Below are 20,166 nucleotides of genomic sequence, written 5' to 3'. Positions count from 1 at the left end.
AAAAATCATCACCTGACTGGTGCGCTTATCGTCATTGCACTCGCTATTAAAACCAGTACACTCAAAACACAAATAAATTTTAAGCAATAAAAAAGGAACTGTTATGAGCGAGGCTTATATTATTGATGCCATTCGCACACCACGCGGAAAAGGAAAAAAAGACGGCTCTCTTTATGAAGTAAAACCAATTACCTTACTCACCACTTTATTAAATGAATTACAGCAGCGCCATCAACTCGATACATCGAAAGTCGACGACATTGTTTTAGGCTGCGTAACGCCTATTGGTGATCAAGGCGGCGACATTGCCAAAACCGCAGCGATTGCAGCTGGTTGGAATGATGATGTTGCTGGGGTGCAAATCAATCGTTTTTGTGCTTCAGGCTTAGAAGCAGTCAACATGGCAGCCATGAAAGTTCGTTCTGGTTGGGAACATTTAGTCGTTGCAGGTGGCGTTGAATCAATGTCACGCATTCCAATGGGTTCCGATGGTGGACCATGGGCGCTAGATCCAGAAACGAATCTTAAATCATCATTTGTTCCACAAGGCATCGGCGCTGACCTCATTGCAACCTTAGATGGGTATAGCCGTGAAGATGTTGATAATTTCGCTGTAAAGTCACAACAAAAAGCGGCAGCGGCTCAATCAAATGGTTATTTCAATCACTCAGTCGTACCAGTAAAAGATCACGCGGGCGTGGTGATTTTAGATAAAGATGAATTTATTAAAGGCAATACCACACTCGAAGGCCTAACGAAGCTCAACCCAAGTTTTGAAATGATGGGCCAAATGGGCTTTGATGCAGTCGCTTTGCAAAAATATCCAGAAGCACAAAAAATCACTCATGTTCACCATGCGGGTAACTCATCAGGCATTGTTGATGGAGCAGCTGTAGTTTTATTGGCTTCTGAAAAAGCAGTAAAAGAACAAAATTTAAAACCACGCGCTAAAGTTTTGGCGACTGCATTAGTCGGTACTGACCCAACCATCATGCTAACTGGCCCTGCTCCTGCTGCACGTAAAGCTTTAGAAAAAGCTGGCCTCACAATTGATGATATTGACCTATTTGAAGTCAATGAAGCATTCGCGGCAGTTGTAATGCGTTTTATTAATGAGCTCAACGTCCCTGCTGAAAAAGTCAACGTAAATGGCGGTGCGATTGCTTTAGGCCATCCGTTAGGAGCAACAGGTGCGATGATTTTAGGCACACTACTTGATGAGCTTGAACGACAAGATAAAAAGCGCGGTTTAGCGACGCTCTGTGTTGGCGGTGGGATGGGTATTGCCACCATTATTGAACGCGTATAAAAATTAGGGATATAAAAGATGAGTGCAATTCAATACGAAAAAAATACCGACAATATTGTCATTTTAACGCTTGATTCAACAGGTCAATCTGCGAACACCATGAATACTGAGTTTCGTGACTCGCTTGATGAGGCGACTCAGAAACTTAAAGCAGAAACAGAACTTTCAGGTGTTATTTTCCGCTCAGCTAAGAAAACTTTCTTTGCAGGCGGTGACCTAGATGAGCTAATTCAAGTTCAGCCGGAACATGCGACTGACTTTTTCAATATGGTTGAAAAGCTAAAAGGTCATTTACGCACAATTGAAACGCTAGGCATTCCAGTCGTTGCAGCATTAAATGGCACTGCACTTGGCGGCGGTTGGGAAATCGCATTAAGTTGCCATCACCGTATTGCGATTAATGACCCGAAAAGTAAATTTGGCCTACCAGAAGTCACTTTAGGTTTGTTACCAGGCGGCGGCGGTATTGTGCGTATGGTACGTCTGCTTGGGCTTCAAAATGCATTTCCATTTTTAATGGAAGGCAAACAGTTCGGTGTTGATAAAGCAAAATCTTTAGGCTTAATTCATGACACAGCTGAAAATGAACAAGAGCTTTTAGATAAAGCAATTGCTTGGGTAAAAGCGAATCCAAAATCTCAACAGCCTTTTGATGTAAAAGGCTACAAAATCCCGGGTGGTGATCCCAAAACTCCAGCAGTTGCACAAGTTCTTGCAATTGCACCAGCCATGTTAAGAGACAAAACTAAAGGTTGCTACCCTGCTCCTGAAGCGATTATGGCTGCCGCAGTTGAAGGCGCTCAAGTTGATGTCGATACTGCACTGCGTATCGAGTCTCGCTACTTTACTCAGCTTACAACAGGCCAAATTTCTAAAAATATGATCGGCACTTTTTGGCATGGTCTAAATGCAATTAAGTCTGGTGCGAGCCGCCCTGCCGACGTTGCAAAATGGCAAGCCACTAAAGTTGGTGTGTTGGGTGCAGGCATGATGGGTGCGGGCATTGCTTATTCAACCGCAATTAAAGGCATTCCAGTTGTACTTAAAGATGTATCTGTTGAAAATGCAGAGAAAGGCAAAGCTTACTCACAGAAACTCTTAGATAAACGTGTTTCACAAGGCCGTATGACTGCAGAAAAACGTGATCATGTTTTATCGCTCATTACGGCTACAGCTTCAGCTCAAGACCTTCAAGGCTGTGACTTAATTATTGAAGCGGTATTTGAAAATCAAGAGCTCAAAGCGAAAGTTACTCAAGAAGCTGAACAATATTTAGCGCTTAATGGCGTAATGGCATCAAATACCTCAACCCTGCCAATTACAGGTTTAGCTCAAGCAAGTAAGGATGATAAAGCTTTTATCGGTCTGCATTTCTTTAGCCCTGTCGACAAAATGCAGTTAGTCGAGATTATTAAAGGTAAAAAAACCTCCGCAGAGACTCTTGCTAAAGCCTACGACTTTGTACAACAAATTGGAAAAACACCGATTGTTGTCAATGATAGCCGTGGTTTCTTTACCAGTCGCGTGTTTGGTACATTCATTCAAGAAGGTATGCGTTTGCTTGCAGAGGGCGTTCACCCAGCACGTATTGAAATGGCAGCACTGAAAGCTGGTATGCCAGTTGGACCACTCGCTATTCAAGATGAAGTGTCTTTAACCTTAACCGAGCATGTTGCAAGTGAAGCACGTAAAGCCCTGCAAGCTGAAGGAAAAGATTTACCTAAAACTTCTGTAGATGAAGTGGTTCACACCATGATTCATGAGTTAAACCGTAAAGGTAAAGCAGCTGGAGCTGGTTTCTATGACTATCCGGAAAATGGTAAAAAGCACCTTTGGGAAGGCTTGAACCGTTGGCAAAAAGATCATGATATTTCTGAACAAGACATGATTGATCGCATTCTGTTTGTACAGGCGCTAGATACCTTACGTTGTTATGAAGAAGGCGTATTAGAGTCTGTAATTGATGCCAATGTCGGTTCTATCTTTGGGATTGGTTACGCACCTTGGACGGGTGGAGCAATTCAATTCCTCAATCAATATGGTATTGAGAAAGCAGAAAAACGCGCCGAAGAGTTAGCTACCAAATATGGTGAGAGATTCACACCACCAGCATTACTAAAAACCAAAGCTGAGCAGAAGCAAAATATTCAATAACTTAGACGTAATGAATATTTAAAAACTGCATAAACCTTACCCATATAAATATATTTTATTTATATGGGTTTTTCTTTATGACCTTTAAGATTTCAGCCCTAGGCCTAAATATGCTATAAATAGACTTCATTTTTGTGCTTCTACAGCACATTCGAGAAATCCTTATGTCCGATAAAAATTCTTCCGAGTCAGCAGTTCTAGGCTGGAAATTTGTTCTGATCGTTGGTGTTTTAAGTGCGATTTTCCTTGGCTTTTTCTATTTAGCAATGAGTAATGAACCTGACTATATGCCAGGAGCACAGCGCAAAGCACAACAAGAGCAAATGCAGCAAAAAGCTGAACACTCTACAGAGCAACACGCTCAACATGACGATATGCCTGAAATGGACATGCAAGAACATAAGCACTCAACTCAGTAATCAGATATTTTTCAAATGACAGATCTTTCCCGCAACGCATTGGTTGTAGAGGGTGGAGGCATGCGTGGTGCCTTTACCAGTGGTGTACTTGACTCATTTTTACAACAACAGTTCAATCCTTTTGACTTATACGTTGGTGTATCGTCTGGTTCAACCAATGTGGCTAACTACTTGGCAGGCCAGCAAGGCCGCACTCTAACGTTTTATGTTGATCACTCACTTCGTCCTGAATTCATCGATTACAAACGCTTTTTCAAAGGCGGTGATTTACTTGATTTAAAATGGATGTGGGAAATTGGTGAGCAAGACCACCCGCTTGACCAACAGAGTCTTTTTGCCAAAAATCCTGATTTTTATATGGTGTTGACGCATGCCAAAACAGGTCATGCGGAATATCTCCGTGCTGGTAAAGATAATTTGCTAAATGCACTTCGTGCTTCTAGCTCAATTCCAGTTTTAACGCGTCATCCCGTCGACATTATGGGGGAACCTTATTTTGATGGTGGTGTTGCAGATGCTCTACCCGTTCGCTGGACGGCGCAGCAAAGTGATGTAAAAAAACTATTGGTTTTACGCACACGTCCGAAAAATTACTTTAAGGCGAGTAGTCGAGGCGATCAATTCCTCGCGAAATATGCGTTTAAACATCATTATGGTTTTGCAAACAGCTTACGTAGCCGTTGTGCTCGTTATAACGCTTCGGTCGATTTTGTTCGTGGTGAAAATCCAGAACAGCAAATTTTAGAAGTTTGTCCACCCCCTCTTAAAAATATGGCTGGTCGTTTAACTACTAACCCGAAAAAGCTTCGTTATAGCTATGAAGTCGGCTTAGAAACAGGGCTACAAGCAATTGAAAGCTGGAATGCAATGAAATAAATCCAACTTGAGATTTCTAAAAAGAAGTCTCAAGTTAATTCTAAAATCATATCAATATGTGGAATACCACAATCTTGGTAAACCTCACCTTGCACCTGAAAACCTAAAGCTTCGTAAAAAGCTGTCACATAAGTTTGCGCAGAAAGCTTTAAATAAGGCAGTTTATGATGGTGCGCATAGTCAATAATATGCTGCATTAAAATTTTACCAATACCCTGCTTTCGATAAGGCACTAAAACAGCAACACGCCCTACGCTATGCTGTGGCAACAGACGTGCTGTAGCGATAGGCTGTTCTTTGTCATAAACAATAAAATGCAAAACTGTGGCATCCAAGTCGTCCCACTCATCTTCAGGTGCAATTCCCTGTTCTTGAATAAAAACTTGTTCACGGATGTATTTCGAATCTTTCTCGAGCTGTTCCCAACCACCCTCTTTAATTTTATACATCCGCTCACCGCCCTAGCACTTGCAGCCAATATTTTCGATCGGCAATTGATCTTGTAATAGCAACTCTAACGTTTGTTTTTTAATACCGTACATTTCTTTCAATGCTTGAATTTGAGCCATAATCTTGGCATCAGGTTCAGAAACGTTTTTGCGTTTCGTCGCCAAAATCATTTTGTTTTTGCTGGTATGTTCAAGCGATACAAACTCAAAAACTTTAGTTTCATAGCCATACGCTTTTAAAAGTAACGCACGTAACGTATCGGTTAGCATTTCGGCTTGTTGCCCCGCATGAATACCAAACTGTAGCATTGGTTGTAATACTTCAGGACTATGTAATTGTGGGCGTAACTCTTTGTGACAACACGGCGCACACATAATCATTGAAGCGTTTAAACGAATTCCAGTATGAATGGCAAAGTCAGTTGCAATATCACAGGCGTGTAAGGCAATCATAACGTCCAGTTTTTCTGGCTGATAACTACGTACGTCACCTTCAAAAAAGTCTAGATGGTTAAAGTGCACTTTGTCTGCAATATTCTGGCAAAACTCAACCAGATTCGGGCGCAATTCAACACCAGTAATCAATGGGGTTTTCTGCTGCTCTTGCAAATAATCATACAAAGCAAAAGTTAAATAACCTTTCCCCGAACCAAAATCGACAATCCGTAATTCTTGTTGAGATGCATCAATTTGTTCATAAGCGCTCGCAAAGATTTCAATAAATTTATTAATCTGTTTCCATTTACGCGCCATGCTTGGAATGATTTGGCCTTTTTCATCGGTAATACCAAGTTCTTTTAAAAACGCATTGCCCTGCTGTACATAGCGTTGCTTTTCACGATCATGAGTCTGAACAGTTTGGGTCGCATTTACAGCCTGCTTTTTACCCATATTTAACAGCGCTTTTTTCTTATTTTTTTTAAGTTGAATTTCTTGATTAGTCGAAAATAAGTTTGCTTGCTTACACTGTATGATTAACTGCTCAATCTGCTGCAAGCCCTCTTCAAATGAATAATTTTTAGTCACATCTTGGGTAGTATGGTGATATAGAGCTGAAAGCTGTTTTTGACCATGTAGCTCTACAACACGGAAAGTAATTTTTTCCAGCTGAGCCAACTCTCCTTTATATTGGCTCAAGATCAATCGCTCAAAAGCTTGTTGGTCAAGCATTTGCTTGATTTCATGAAAGAATTGCTGTTCTTGCTCAAAGGAGAAAACCGACACGGATATACCTAAAAATGAAGACTCATATAAAAGAGAAGTTTAAAGGGTCTAGGATTAAAAATAAAATAACTTTACGACTGTTTTGTATTTCTATACATTCGTATTTTTAATCAAAAAAATTAAACTTATGAGTAAATCTGTGTTGGAAACTTACGATCCAAAAGAAGAACTATTTAATGCCTATAGTCATGGGGCTGGTATTATTATGGCCGCTATAGCTTCTATCTTTTTAATTATAAAGGGATCTTATCTTTCAACTGCTCAGTGGGTAGGTTTGTGGATATACTCATTCAGTCTCATTTTGGTTTTCACCAGTTCTACACTCTATCACTTTGCTCAAACACAAAATCTACGCTACTGGTATAAGAAACTTGACCATACAGCCATTTATTATTTAATTGCTGGAACGTATACACCATTCTTAAGCATCGCAATTCCTACTACAAAAGCTCACTATCTGTTGATTGCACTCTGGAGCATTGCTGCAATTGGTACACTTTTCAAGTTAGTTTTTATTCATCGTTTTCAAAAAATTTCTTTGCTCGCTTATATTTTAATGGGATGGCTTGCTGTATTTGTAATGGATGACATGCGCACTTATTTAAGTAAAGACGCATTGATTTTCTTGATCATTGGCGGGTTAGCTTATACGGTTGGAGCATTGTTTTACGCGTTAAAAAAGGTAAGATATACCCATGCGATCTGGCACATTTTTGTGCTTTTAGGTGCAGGAGCACATTTTCTTGCTATCTATTGGTACATAGTTTAGTTCATTTTTCACTCTTATTCAGTGATCCTGAAAGAGTCATGGATGATGTTCTTTCACGCTATTCTTTTAGAAAAAATACGTCTTTAAAAGGAATAGTAAATTAAAAATAAATTTTAACTGATATAAGGTTTTATATGGATTCAACCTCTGCGACTGCTGCTCCGGCAGTAGCCACTAATTCAAAAACACGGGTTTTGTTTGCAAGCTTAGTCGGTACAACCATTGAGTTCTTCGACTTTTATATCTATGCAACTGCTGCCGTTATTATTTTTCCTCACCTGTTTTTCCCTGCTAGTAGTGGCAGTGCCGCAGTCTTACAATCTTTAGCAACCTTCGCAATTGCCTTTATTGCCCGCCCCATCGGTGCAGCAGTATTTGGTCATTTAGGAGACCGTATTGGTCGGAAAGCCACATTGGTTGCAGCTTTACTGACCATGGGTATTTCAACCGTATGTATTGGTTTACTCCCTACCTATGCACACATCGGAATCTTCGCCCCCCTACTATTGGCTGTATGCCGTTTAGGACAAGGGCTAGGCTTAGGTGGTGAATGGAGCGGTGCAGTATTACTCGCGACTGAAAATGCCCCTGAAGGTAAAAGAGCATGGTATGGCATGTTCCCACAACTTGGCGCTCCACTTGGTTTTATTTTGGCAACTGGTTCATTTTTATTATTGAGCGCAACTATTCCTGAGCAGGCATTTATGCAATGGGGCTGGCGTATTCCATTTATTGCAAGTGCTGTATTAGTGATTGTAGGCTTATATATCCGTTTAAAACTACATGAAACTCCAGCATTCCAAAAAGTTTTAGATAAGCAAAAAGAAGTTAATATTCCATTTAAAGAAGTTATCACTAAACATACGGGTAAGCTGATTCTTGGTACGATTGCAGCAATCTGTACGTTTGTCGTGTTCTATCTTACTACCGTCTTTGCCTTAAATTGGGGAACCACAAAGCTTGGCTATGCACGTGGTGAGTTCTTAGAACTTCAACTCTTTGCTACCCTTTGCTTTGCTGCATTCATTCCTTTATCAGCTATTTTTGCAGAAAAATTTGGTCGTAAAACAACCTCTATTGGCGTCTGTATTGCTGCTGCGATTTTCGGCTTGTTCTTCTCTAGCATGTTAGAGTCTGGAAATACCTTAATCGTCTTCCTTTTCTTATGTACTGGCTTGGCGATTATGGGATTGACCTATGGTCCGATTGGTACAGTTCTTTCCGAACTTTTCCCAACTTCAGTTCGTTACACAGGTTCGGCATTAACGTTTAACTTAGCAGGCATTTTTGGTGCATCATTTGCGCCACTTATTGCAACTAAGCTTGCTGAAACTTATGGTTTATATGCGGTTGGTTATTATCTTACTGCAGCATCGCTTTTATCACTCATCGCTTTCTTACTCATTCGTGAAACGAAAAATGATGATGTGAATAATCAGATCTAAAAATTAAGAAATTCTGATATAAAAAAGCCGGTTCAAAATTGAACCGGCTTTTTTATAAATATATGATCTTAATTCATTGATGCTGGATTCGAAGGTGCAATGCTATTTGATACAGCAGGAGCTGTTACATTACTTGCTGCAACGGCTGCTGGACCAGCAACGGCAGCTTCACCAATGAGTGCAACTTTTGCTTTTTCTTGGCTCTTCACAGATAAAGCAGGGTTAGTTGCTACAATACGATTAATGTTTGCTGAGTTTGCCGGAGCAATCGCAGTCGTTTGTAAAATAATTGGGCGATTACCTGTGTTACCCAACGTATAGCGAATACCTGTACGCGGGCTAATCACTGTAGTATTTTCTTGCTTCACTACAGCTTGAGCCGAAGTTGGGCCTTTTGCTGCAAGTACTTTATCAACCGTTGTCGTTTGAGGGGCTGAAGCTGCTTCTGCTGCGAAAACAAAACTAGGCACAGCAAGAACAGTTAAAAATAAAGGTTGTAATACTTTTTTCATTGTCTTTCCAACATACACTCTGGATGAGAAGTAAATAGCATTTAATGCTTAAAACTGCAAACATTATTCACAGGCTTACTACAAACATAAAAAAAGCAGAACAATTGTTCTGCTTTTTTCGTCAAGGCAGATTAAATCTTACCGTGACATTGTTTATATTTTAGTCCAGATCCACATGGACATGGTGCATTACGGCTTTCTGGAACAGGGAAAGCTTGCTGATCATTAGACTCGTTCATACTTTCTTGAGAAAGTGTAACTTCACCAGTTAAACCATCTACGTCATCATGTTCAAAAGAAAGCTTCATTGATTCAGCTTGCTGCTGCTGTTGAGCTTCCATTTCTGCAAGTTCTTCTGGCGTTGGGATATGTACACGAGACAAATCAGTCACAACATCAGTTTTAATAATACCCAGCATATTTACAAACAGGTTGAAAGCTTCTTTCTTGTATTCCTGTTCAGGATTTTTTTGCGCATAGCCACGTAAGTGAATACCTTGACGCAAATAATCCATTGCAGCCAAGTGATCTTTCCAATGACGATCAAGAGAGTTTAAAACGAAGTGACGTTCAAGCATTGCTGCTGATTCATCACCCATTTGAGTGCGGCGTTGACGATAACGTTCAATTACTTCATCGCTAATACGCTCAACTAAACCTTCTTCATCTAGACGGCGATCTTGATCTAACCATTCTTGAATTGGTAGCTCAATACCCAAATCAATACGTAGAGCGTTTTCTAAGCCTTCAACATCCCACTGGTCATGAATTGACTCTGGTGGAATAAAGTTAGCAATCACGCCTTTCATCACTTCGTGATGCATTTCTTCAACGTATTCTTTTAAAGTATTTTCAGCTAACACTTCATCACGTTGTGAATAAATGATCTTACGTTGTTCATTATTCACATCATCGTATTTCAATAAGTTTTTACGAATATCAAAGTTACGCGCTTCAACTTTACGCTGAGCGTTCTCGATTGAACGACTCACCATTTTGTGTTCAATCGCTTCATTTTCTTGGAGACCCATTGCGCGCATCATTCCGACTACGCGATCACCTGCGAAAATACGCATAAGGTCGTCTTCAAGAGACAAATAGAAACGAGAAACACCAGGATCACCCTGACGGCCCGCACGACCACGTAACTGGTTATCAATACGGCGTGATTCATGGCGCTCAGAACCAATGATGTGCAAACCACCTGATTTCAATACATCTTCGTGGTCTTGTTCCCATTGTGCTTTCAGACGTGCTTCATCTTCAGCAGTAGGGTTTTCAAGTTTGGCAAGTTTTGCTTTCCAGTTACCACCCAAGATAATGTCCGTACCACGACCAGCCATGTTGGTTGCAATCGTTACTGCATTCGGGCTACCCGCCTGAGCAATAATGTCAGCTTCACGCTCATGTTGTTTTGCATTCAACACTTCGTGGTGAATACCAGCTTGCATTAACTTAGAAGATAAAATTTCACTGGCTTCAATGGTCGCTGTACCAATCAGAATCGGTGCAACACCTTGCTCACGAATATTCGTAATTTCCTGAATAATCGCATCGTATTTACCGTTACGGTTTAAATAAATTAAATCGTTTTGGTCATTACGTACCATTGGGCGGTGAGTTGGAATAATCACAACATCAAGGCCATAAATTTCTTTCATTTCCGCAGCTTCAGTATCAGCCGTACCTGTCATACCTGAAAGCTTTTTATATAGGCGGAAATAGTTCTGGAATGTTGTGGTCGCTAGTGTTTGGTTTTCAGGCTGAATTTCCAAACCTTCTTTCGCTTCAACTGCTTGATGCAAACCTTCTGACCAACGACGACCCGGCATTGTACGGCCAGTGTGTTCATCAACAATCACGACTTCGCCATCGTGAATAATATAGTGAACATCACGTTGGAATAAGAAATGTGCACGAATAGCAGCAGACACATGATGAACAAGGCTCAGATTCGTTGCTGAATATAGACTTTCACCTTCAGCTAACAGACCCATTTGAATAAGTTCTTGCTCAACAGTTTCATAACCAATTTCGGTCATTTCAACTGAACGCTGCTTTTCATCAATCCAGAAGTGCCCACCATCTGCAACTTTTTCTTCTTTTTGAGGATGTAATTTAGGAGGAATGGTATTGATTGCAGAATACAGATGCGAAGAGTCTTCACTTTGACCAGAAATAATTAATGGTGTACGTGCTTCATCAATCAAGATTGAGTCAACTTCATCGATAATGGCATAGTGCAAACCACGTTGTTTCTTTTCTGCTAAAGAAAACACCATGTTGTCACGTAAGTAGTCAAAACCGAATTCGTTATTGGTACCATAGGTAATATCAGCCAGATAAGCTTCCGCTTTTTCAGACGGACCTTGCATTGAATAGATCGTACCAATGCTTAAACCTAAAAACTCAAATAATGGACGGTTCAACTCAGCATCACGCTGTGCCAAATAATCGTTCACCGTAATGACATGAACGCCTTCGCCACTTAATGCGTTTAAATAACACGCCAAAGTACCCATCAGGGTTTTACCTTCACCGGTACGCATTTCGGCAATTTTACCTTCATGCAAGGTAATACCACCAATAAGCTGAACGTCATAGTGACGCATGCCCATTACACGCTTGGCTGCTTCACGACAAACTGCAAATGCTTCTGGAAGTAATTTATCTAAACTTTCGCCATTATTATAACGTTGTTTGAATTCTGGAGTTTTTGCAGATAAGTCTGCATCGCTTAAAGCTGATATCGTCGGCTCGAGCGCATTGATTTGCTCAACAATTTTGCGCATTCGTTTGAGTTCGCGCTCATTTTTTGTACCGAAGATACCTCCGATCAGACTTGCCAACATGGATAAACTCTCTAAATCTTGCTTGGTCAAATGAATAAACTTTTTCTCAGTCGTTTATTATGGTGCCAGAAATTTGAAGTACAAGGGGTTTGCACAAAACCTCTAAAAAAAATCTGATAGTTAGATGAATGGTATTTCATTCATCTAGTCCCCCTTAATGTATTTGGCGCCTAAAACGCACCATTAACGCTCATCTATTAAGCATAACTTCCGAGAAATCTAATTTAGCAAATTTACCTTAAAGTTACATTGATTAAGCACTTAAAATAATGAGTTTTAGTCATATATATTTACACTTATATAAAAATTTCATAATAAAATATAAAAACAATAATTTTAATCATAAAGTAAATGCTGCATATTCATTCAATCGAATAACAAATTATGAGCAATTGAGGAAATATCATGACACTACGATTAGGAGACACTGCCCCCGATTTTCAACAAGAATCGAGCGAAGGCCCAATTAATTTTTATGATTTTTTAGGGGATAGTTGGGGAATCTTATTTTCACATCCAGCCGACTATACGCCAGTATGTACAACAGAGTTAGGTTACACAGCAAAATTAAAAGATGAATTTACGAAGCGTAATGTTAAAGCGATTGCTTTGTCAGTAGACGATGTAGAGTCTCATAAGGGCTGGATCAACGATATTAATGAAACACAAAACACAACTGTAAACTTTCCAATCATTGCAGATAAAGACCGTAAAGTATCTGAGCTTTATGGCTTCATTCACCCTAATGCCAGCGAAACTCTGACAGTGCGCTCATTAGTGATTATTGATCCGAATAAAAAAGTTCGCTTAATCATTACCTACCCTGCTTCGACGGGCCGAAATTTTAATGAAGTCTTACGCGTTGTGGATTCATTACAATTAACTGACAAGCATAAAGTCGCTACACCTGCGAACTGGCAGCAAGGTGAAGATGTTGTTATTGTGCCATCACTTAAAGATGAAGAAGAAATTAAACAACGCTTCCCTAAAGGTTATACTGCGGTTAAACCTTATTTACGCCTAACACCACAGCCTGAAAGCAATAAAACCGACTAAAGGTTTTATTGCTTACAAGACAAGCGAAGCGCGTAGGCAAGCATCTGAAAGGTTCCTTGCAAGACAAACGAAGTGCGTAGGCAAACACTTGAAAAGTTGGCTACAAGACAAGCGAAGTACGTAGGCAAGCATCAAAAGATTTTAAATAAGCCAACCGCGTAGTAAATCGTAAGCAAAATAAGTAAATTTTTCACCCTTAAAAAGCCATCGAACGTGATGGCTTTTTTATTTATACATTGAATACACATGGTTTTTACTGCTCAGATCAGTTATAACTCGAAGCGATTCGGTATAAAAAATAAAAATCATGATCTATAAAATTCATCATTTAAAGTGTGGCAGCATGTGCCCAGTTTGTGCCCCACTCTTTGGACAAAAAGGCTTTCGAGCTGAAGTCGTCTGCCATTGCCTTCTGGTTGAAACTGATCGAGGCTTAGTGCTTATTGATACAGGCTTTGGCTTGCAAGATTATTTACATATGAAACAACGCCTAGGATCATTAGTTAAACGTTTAGGTAAAATTGAGCCTAACCTTGAGTTTAGTGCTATTCAGCAAATTCAAAAGCTCGGGTTTAATCCAAAGGATGTACAACACATCTTTGTCACTCATCTTGATTTTGATCATGCAGGCGGAATTTCAGATTTTCCACATGCCACTGTGCATGTTTTAGCTGCAGAATATAACGCAGCCCAACTTCCAAATTTTAAGGGCAAACTTCGCTATAGAAGCAATCAATATAAAGATCATCGCTACTGGAACTTTGTTGAATATCAGCAAGGTGAAGCATGGTTTAACCTCGAAAAAGTAAAAGGTTTTCCGCTATTTCAAGATGAAATTTTAATGGTGCCTCTATTGGGGCATTCAGCTGGTCATTGTGGTATTGCCATTAAGCAACAAAATCAATGGCTATTATTTTGTGGAGATGCTTACTACTCACATCTAGAGTTAAACCCTAAAAATAAATTAAGATCACTTAATGTGCTGGAAAAAACATTTGCAGAAGATAATGAGCAACGCCTTGTTAATCTCAAACGCTTACAGCATTTAGCTCAACATGAGCCAACGATTGAAATTATTTGTGCTCATGATCCTTATGAGCTTAATCGGTATCAAACATGAAAAAATTATCGCTCATCACACTTCTCATCTGTATAAATTTACAAGGATGTATGCAGCATGAAAGTATCGCTCATGAGCAACGACCAAAAGACTGGGGCACTTTAGTCTCTCAGAACCATAACTTTTATCAAATTAGTAATGATGTTTTTCGCAGTGAACAACCTAGTGCTGCAATGATTTCAGAATTAAAGAATCATCAAATTGGAACGATTATTAATTTACGAGCCAAAGATGCAGATACTTTAGTTTTTAAAAATGAAAATTTTAATCTTGTGCATATTCCTATCAACACATGGGCAATTAACCGCCAAGATTTATTAGAAGTCATGCAACAAATCAAAATTGCTAAACAGAATAATCAGCGTGTTTTATTGCACTGCTACCATGGTTCAGACCGTACAGGCGCCAGCGTTGCCATGTATCGCATTATTTTTGAAAATTGGGCAATTGATGATGCGGTTAAAGAAATGAAGGAAGGTGGTTATGGCTACCATATTATCTGGAAAAATATTGATCGTTTATTCACCCCTGAAAATGTAAAATGGATTCAACAACAATTGTCGAATCCATCTTAACTACATTTTTTGAGTAACCCTTAGATCAGATTAACGCTGATCTAATGGCACCCAATCAATGACCCAAGCCGATTTCATATTTAAACTTGAATCAGAAGTAATTTTCTTACGGGCGGCATCTGCTGTATCACGGTCTTTCGCAGGACCTACCATGATACGGATTCCCTTGCTAGTTTGGCTCGTAGTTACCTTGTAGCCTTTAGCTCGTAATTTAGAAACAACTGCATCTGCATTTGCTTGGTTAGCAGCCAATGCAACTTGCACCATCCACTTTTTATCACCATTTTCCAGCAATTCACGCGCTTTTTCAGCCTCAGCTTTTTTATCAGCTTCTGCTTTACGCTTAGCCTCTGATGTTTTCTTATCAGCTTCTGCTTTGTGTTTCGCTTCAGTTGCTTTCTTATCGGCTTCTGCCTGACGTTTTGCTTCAGCTGCTTTCTTATCAGCTTCCGCTTGGCGTTTTGCTTCAGCTGCTTTCTTATCAGCTTCTGCTTGGCGTTTTGCTTCAGTTGCTTTCTTATCAGCTTCTGCCTGACGTTTTGCTTCAGTTGCTTTCTTATCAGCTTCTGCCTGACGTTTTGCTTCAGCTGCTTTCTTATCAGCTTCCGCTTGGCGTTTTGCTTCAGCTGCTTTTTTGTCTGCATCTATTTTTGAAGTATCAGTTGTTTTATTTGCCACATTAGTTTGCTGGTTTTTAGCTTTCGCCTCACCCACTAACTCTGGTGGAATATTATCTGAACTTTCTTGAGCAGCTGTACGACGGGCATTAATCGCAGCGTATTCTGCTGCGGCTTTACGAGCAGCATCAGCTTCAGCTTGCTGTTGCATTGCTAAAAACTCAGCTGCACGTGCTTCTTGCTCAGCAACCGCTTTTTCACGCGAACGGCGCTGTTCTTCTAACAAACGTTTTTCTGTTTCAACATCAACCGCTAAAGGCTGTAGTTGTACCATTTGTCCTTCGGTTGCTTGCTTTGGCTTAGTTTGAGTTTTTGGTGATGTGGATGCCGGTGGTTGAACTTCAACCTGTTTTATTTCCTCATTTCCTTTTAGAAGTAATGCTGCCAATAAAACACCACCTCCCAGTAAAACAACACCACCCATCCAGCGTTGTTTGTTATTCATTGACATTCTTCCAAATACTCCCAAATCGCTTCTAAAGTATGAAACGAACCACAGGCTAAAATCAGCTGATTGTTATTTGTTTGCTCAAGCGCTGATTTAAAAGCCTCTTTGATATTGCCATATTGTTGTACTGTCTGGCCTTGCAAGGCATCATTGAGTTGCTGAATCGGTGCAGCACGCGGCACATTCAACTCAGCAATTTTCCAATGTAAAACAGTAGGTTTCAATAAATCGACTACTGATTTTATATCTTTATCTGCCAGCATTGAAAATACTGCGACAACTTCTGTGTACTGTTTATTGTATTCTAAGAAATTTCGCAATTGCTTTAACAAAAATTCAACACCATGTGGATTGTGTCCGGCATCAAAAATTACCGTTTTCCCCTCCACTTGACGCTGCTCAAAACGTCCTGCTAAACGTGCAGATTGAATACCTTTTTCTAATGCTGACTGAGAAATTTCAAGTCCGCTGTTTAAAATAGCGGCAACCGCTCCCGCAATATTTTCAATGGCTAAATGGCCTAAAGGAAGCTTTAAAGTAGTTCCTTCTGAGGCAAAGTACCAGTTTTGTCCATCATCGGCGAGTTTATAAAAATAATCACGATTAACGGTATATAAGTCTGCTTGCGTACTTTCTGCTTTATCTTGGATTGCTTGAGGTAGAATTTGTTCACCAGCAAAGACAACCGGAATTTGTGGACGAATAATGCCTGCTTTTTCAAAAGCAATTTTTTCGATAGTATCGCCCAACCAGTCAGTATGATCTAGACCAATATTAGTAATAACTGCAACGTCGGGATCAATTACATTGACGACATCTAAGCGTCCACCCAAACCAACTTCGAGCACCCATACATCACATTGCTGTTGTTTAAAAATGACAAAAGCAGCCAAAGTGGTTGCTTCAAAAAAAGATAAGCTTAAATCACAATCGCGACGAGCCTGATCGACTTGAACAAAAGCATCAATCAGACTTTGATCATCGACTTCAACTCCACCTAATTTGACTCGCTCATTAAAGCGATAGATATGCGGTGACTGATATAACCCAACTTTATAACCCTGTGCGTTTAATATCGCGGCCAGTGTGGTTGTAGTTGAGCCTTTACCATTCGTTCCGGCTACTGTAAAAACTTTAGCAGTAGGCTGAGTCACACCCAGCTTTTCTGCAACAGGAATTACACGTTCCAGACCAAGATCTATCCCTGTAACGTGAACATGGCTCCAATAATTGAGCCATGTATCTAAAGAGTCTATTGAAAGTGGAGCTTGTTGGTTCAAGGTAAGTTCATCAATTTCGATACAAGTCGAGATACAGTATCACGTAAAGCGTGACGATGAACAATCTGATCGATTACACCATGATCAAGCAAATATTCAGCACGTTGGAACGGTTCTTCTAGAGTTTCACGTACAGTCTGCTCAATTACACGTTTACCAGCAAAGCCAATCATCGCTTTAGGTTCAGCAATATGAATATCACCCAACATTGCTAAAGAAGCTGTTACACCGCCATATACAGGATGTGTTAACACCACGATATAAGGTAAACCTGCATCTTTTAACTTTTGGATTGCCGCTGAAGTACGTGCCATTTGCATAAGAGACAGCATACCTTCTTGCATACGTGCACCACCAGAAGCTGCGAAACAGATCAATGGTTGACGTTTTTCAATAGCAAGTTCAGCAGCCTGAACAAAACGGTCGCCTACAACTGTACCCATAGAGCCGCCCATAAAGTCGAACTCAAAAGCACATGCGATCATATCTACGCCATTTAAATTACCTTGCATGGCAATTAAGGCTTCCGTTTCACCAGTTTTGGTTTGCGCTTCACGCATACGATCTGGATATGGCTTAGTGTCGACAAACTTTAACGGATCTTTCGCGCTAAATTCTTGCCCTAATTCTGCTACTACATTGTCGAAGAACCAGTTCAAACGATCACGAGCTTTCATACGTAAGTGTTCATCACACTGCGGACAAACATACGCATTGAAAGAGATTGCTGTACGTGTCACTAGAGCATGACATTCAGGGCATTCAATCGTTGGCTCAGTAAATGTTGCTTTGAGAATTTGTTGCTCATTTGCGACTTCAATACCTGGAACCGGACGTTTTGTCCATGGTGTCGAAGGGCTAAGAACTTTCCCTGATTTCACTTCTTGATTCATACTAACTCATCGAGCGCTGCTCGAAGCTCCTTGACTTTATTCACCGTCTGTTCAACAGCGTCATCCGCTGCCAACGTTGCAAAATTTTTAACGAAAGCACTACCTACAATCACCGCATCAGCAACGCTACCCATTGCTTTTGCTGAAGCAGCATCACTAATACCAAAACCAACACCTACTGGAATATCAGTGGCATTTTTGATTTTTTGAATACGTGCAGCAGCTTCTGTCGTATCTAGTGTTGCGGCTCCCGTTACACCCTTAAGTGAAACATAGTAGATAAATCCACTTGCCTGATTTGCCACATGCTGAATGCGTTGGTCTGTAGAAGTTGGTGCGAGCAAGAAGATTTGATCCATGTCATGTTGCTTCAACACAGCACCAAACTCTTTTGACTCTTCTGGCGGTAAATCCACCAGTAATAAGCCATCTACACCACACGCTTTCGCATGAGAAACAAACTTCTCGTAACCAATCACTTCAACCGGATTTAGATAACCCATTAAAACAACAGGTGTATCCTGATCCTGTTCACGAAACTCCTTTACCATGTTAAGAGCATCTAATGTGTTAGTCCCTGCCGCAAGCGCACGTTCAGCTGCAAGCGCAATTACTGGACCATCGGCCATTGGATCTGAAAATGGTAAACCAAGCTCAATGACATCTACTCCTGCCGCAACCATTTTATGCAGTAACGGAACTGTTACTTGCGGTTGTGGATCACCCGCCATGACATAAGATACAAGCGCTTTACGTTGTTGGGACTTAAGCTTTTCAAAACGGGTGGCAAGACGTGACATAGGGTTGTGCTTTCCTTGAATTATTTAAAATTGAGGAGTTGTTTGTAGAAATACAAGAACATCGCATTTTAACGCTATTTTTTGCCCATTGAACAGGTCTAACGTTATGGCGATATTCGATTGTATGATTCATACAACCCATGGCGTACATTTATCAATATTTTGAAACTTTTCTCAATGATCAAAGCTTCCTATTTTCGAGCCATTATTAGATCGTCATCTGAATAGAAAATCGCCACAGAAAGGCTATTTTATTGCATTTTTATTTGTTAGCTGTAATTGTCTTTTTCTTGCTAATAGGGTTTGCCCTGTCAAATTTTTATGGGCACGTGCAAGTGCTGACTGGTCCGAATATCCCAATTGTTCAGCAATTAAAGTGAGGCTGGCATTTTGGTTAAGTAATATCTCACAGCGCCTCATACGCTCTGCATCTAAAATTAATTTAAATGAAGTGTTTAATGACTGTAGCTGGCGCTGCAAGCTTCGTACTGAAATATTCAACTCGATGGCAATATCTTCTATTTTAGGGGCCTGCTGCTTTTGCTTAAAATATTCATGGACGATCCAATGTATTTGCTGAGCTAAATCTGTATGTATTTTACGCTGAGCTAATGCTTCTTCTGCCTGTTTCACTAAAAGTTGCATTAAGGTTGGGTCTGCATGCTGAGGACGAATACTTAGTCCCTCACTTGCAAAAGTTAATGCATAGTAAGGTTTTTCAAATGATAATTTGCATTGAAAGAAACGCTGATAGTGCACTAACGGACCACGTGCACGGTGCACGAACTCAACTTGTTGCAAGAGAAAATCATGTAGTGGAGCTATCTGTTTAGCAAGCTGTACCATCGCGGCCAAGGTCAATTCACAAAGTATGATATTGCTGTCATCAACCAATGGCCAATACAAACGAATTTTAGAAGCATCTTGCTCAATTTGCATAGGCACCACTTGTTCACCGTCAATCACCAAACGATGAAACTTCATAATATATTCAAGAACCTCTGCAAAACTGCCACTTCGGGATGCCATATAGCCCAATACACCAAAATTAGCAGGTGTAATGCAAGTGGCCATTTCCAAAGCTAAATTGGAAACTTGTAGCTGAGATTCAGTTAGCTCTAAAAGCTCAAGAAAAAAATTTAAAGATGATTGAGCATCAATAGACGAAGCTAAAATATTTTGAACTTGTCGGGCCTGAACATCCGTCAGATTTAATGCCTGCCAGTCCATTCCCCGTTCTTTTAAGTAAGTATTCCAAAGATAAAAATACCCATTTGAAATCGTAAAATCCTGCATGGCTCATCCTTT

Annotated in this window: 18 protein-coding genes; 9 read left to right on the top strand and 9 right to left on the bottom strand. The window is 40.2% G+C overall.

Annotated features, from left to right (window positions below; genetic code table 11):
• Positions 1 to 103: 103 nt before the first annotated feature.
• The 4 genes from F886_RS18690 to F886_RS18675 all read left to right on the top strand — a co-directional run bounded on the left by F886_RS18690 (position 104) and on the right by F886_RS18675 (position 4,758).
• Positions 104 to 1,309 (top strand): acetyl-CoA C-acetyltransferase, encoded by a 1,206-nt coding sequence (locus tag F886_RS18690; RefSeq protein ID WP_005309703.1) that lies wholly within the window; start codon positions 104 to 106, stop codon positions 1,307 to 1,309.
• 18 nt (positions 1,310 to 1,327) lie between these two features.
• The gene (locus F886_RS18685; RefSeq protein WP_005309700.1) at positions 1,328 to 3,463 is read left to right on the top strand and encodes a 3-hydroxyacyl-CoA dehydrogenase NAD-binding domain-containing protein; all 2,136 of its coding nucleotides are present in this window, start codon (positions 1,328 to 1,330) and stop codon (positions 3,461 to 3,463) included.
• Positions 3,464 to 3,627: 164 nt separating this feature from the next.
• Entirely contained in the window at positions 3,628 to 3,882 is a 255-nt protein-coding gene (locus tag F886_RS18680; RefSeq protein ID WP_004789195.1) for a hypothetical protein, read from the top strand.
• A 15-nt stretch (positions 3,883 to 3,897) separates the two neighbouring features.
• Entirely contained in the window at positions 3,898 to 4,758 is an 861-nt protein-coding gene (locus F886_RS18675) for a patatin-like phospholipase family protein (RefSeq protein WP_034591603.1), read from the top strand.
• A gap of 29 nt (positions 4,759 to 4,787) precedes the next feature.
• Here the strand turns inward: F886_RS18675 and F886_RS18670 are convergent, their stop codons facing one another.
• Both F886_RS18670 and F886_RS18665 read right to left on the bottom strand, forming a co-directional pair.
• A complete protein-coding gene (locus F886_RS18670) occupies positions 4,788 to 5,207 on the bottom strand; it encodes a GNAT family N-acetyltransferase (protein ID WP_005309691.1) in 420 nt (139 codons plus the stop codon).
• 12 nt (positions 5,208 to 5,219) lie between these two features.
• Complete coding sequence (locus F886_RS18665) at positions 5,220 to 6,431, bottom strand: class I SAM-dependent methyltransferase (protein ID WP_005309689.1); 1,212 nt, start codon at positions 6,429 to 6,431, stop codon at positions 5,220 to 5,222.
• Between the two features lie 127 nt (positions 6,432 to 6,558).
• Here F886_RS18665 and trhA point away from each other — a divergent pair, with 127 nt between their 5' ends.
• Both trhA and F886_RS18655 read left to right on the top strand, forming a co-directional pair.
• Positions 6,559 to 7,200 (top strand): PAQR family membrane homeostasis protein TrhA, encoded by a 642-nt coding sequence (trhA, locus tag F886_RS18660; RefSeq protein WP_034591644.1) that lies wholly within the window; start codon positions 6,559 to 6,561, stop codon positions 7,198 to 7,200.
• 134 nt (positions 7,201 to 7,334) lie between these two features.
• Positions 7,335 to 8,645, top strand: coding sequence for an MFS transporter (locus tag F886_RS18655; protein ID WP_005309683.1), 1,311 nt, complete (start codon positions 7,335 to 7,337; stop codon positions 8,643 to 8,645).
• Between the two features lie 68 nt (positions 8,646 to 8,713).
• Here F886_RS18655 and F886_RS18650 read toward each other — a convergent pair whose 3' ends face one another.
• Together F886_RS18650 and secA are read right to left on the bottom strand one after the other, a co-directional pair.
• Entirely contained in the window at positions 8,714 to 9,157 is a 444-nt protein-coding gene (locus F886_RS18650) for a hypothetical protein (protein WP_005309679.1), read from the bottom strand.
• A gap of 131 nt (positions 9,158 to 9,288) precedes the next feature.
• Positions 9,289 to 12,009 carry a preprotein translocase subunit SecA gene (gene secA / locus F886_RS18645; RefSeq protein ID WP_005309676.1) on the bottom strand — a complete coding sequence of 907 codons (2,721 nt, stop codon included), beginning with the start codon at positions 12,007 to 12,009 and terminating at the stop codon, positions 9,289 to 9,291.
• A gap of 405 nt (positions 12,010 to 12,414) precedes the next feature.
• Between secA and F886_RS18640 the strand changes: the two genes are divergently transcribed.
• The 3 genes from F886_RS18640 to F886_RS18630 all read left to right on the top strand — a co-directional run bounded on the left by F886_RS18640 (position 12,415) and on the right by F886_RS18630 (position 14,760).
• Positions 12,415 to 13,065 (top strand): peroxiredoxin, encoded by a 651-nt coding sequence (locus F886_RS18640; RefSeq protein ID WP_005309671.1) that lies wholly within the window; start codon positions 12,415 to 12,417, stop codon positions 13,063 to 13,065.
• Between the two features lie 307 nt (positions 13,066 to 13,372).
• Positions 13,373 to 14,185 carry an MBL fold metallo-hydrolase gene (locus F886_RS18635; RefSeq protein ID WP_212749666.1) on the top strand — a complete coding sequence of 271 codons (813 nt, stop codon included), beginning with the start codon at positions 13,373 to 13,375 and terminating at the stop codon, positions 14,183 to 14,185.
• The gene (locus tag F886_RS18630) at positions 14,182 to 14,760 is read left to right on the top strand and encodes a dual specificity protein phosphatase family protein (protein ID WP_005309665.1); all 579 of its coding nucleotides are present in this window, start codon (positions 14,182 to 14,184) and stop codon (positions 14,758 to 14,760) included. The genes F886_RS18635 and F886_RS18630 overlap by 4 nt, the downstream gene beginning before the upstream one ends.
• A gap of 30 nt (positions 14,761 to 14,790) precedes the next feature.
• Here F886_RS18630 and F886_RS18625 read toward each other — a convergent pair whose 3' ends face one another.
• From F886_RS18625 to F886_RS18605, 5 genes are all read right to left on the bottom strand, one after another.
• On the bottom strand, positions 14,791 to 15,888 hold the full coding sequence (locus F886_RS18625; protein ID WP_005309662.1) for an SPOR domain-containing protein: 1,098 nt from the start codon (positions 15,886 to 15,888) through the stop codon (positions 14,791 to 14,793).
• On the bottom strand, positions 15,879 to 17,165 hold the full coding sequence (gene folC, locus F886_RS18620; RefSeq protein ID WP_005309659.1) for a bifunctional tetrahydrofolate synthase/dihydrofolate synthase: 1,287 nt from the start codon (positions 17,163 to 17,165) through the stop codon (positions 15,879 to 15,881). The genes F886_RS18625 and folC overlap by 10 nt, the downstream gene beginning before the upstream one ends.
• On the bottom strand, positions 17,162 to 18,058 hold the full coding sequence (gene accD, locus F886_RS18615; protein WP_005309656.1) for an acetyl-CoA carboxylase, carboxyltransferase subunit beta: 897 nt from the start codon (positions 18,056 to 18,058) through the stop codon (positions 17,162 to 17,164). Before accD ends, folC begins: the two co-directional genes overlap by 4 nt.
• The gene (gene trpA / locus F886_RS18610; RefSeq protein ID WP_005309651.1) at positions 18,055 to 18,858 is read right to left on the bottom strand and encodes a tryptophan synthase subunit alpha; all 804 of its coding nucleotides are present in this window, start codon (positions 18,856 to 18,858) and stop codon (positions 18,055 to 18,057) included. Before trpA ends, accD begins: the two co-directional genes overlap by 4 nt.
• 246 nt (positions 18,859 to 19,104) lie before the next feature.
• Entirely contained in the window at positions 19,105 to 20,154 is a 1,050-nt protein-coding gene (locus F886_RS18605; protein ID WP_005309646.1) for an AraC family transcriptional regulator, read from the bottom strand.
• Positions 20,155 to 20,166: the final 12 nt, after the last annotated feature.

The organism is Acinetobacter sp. NIPH 542 (genome assembly GCF_000369825.1).
GTDB lineage: Bacteria > Pseudomonadota > Gammaproteobacteria > Pseudomonadales > Moraxellaceae > Acinetobacter > Acinetobacter oleivorans.
This window is presented reverse-complemented; position numbering and strand designations above follow the sequence as displayed.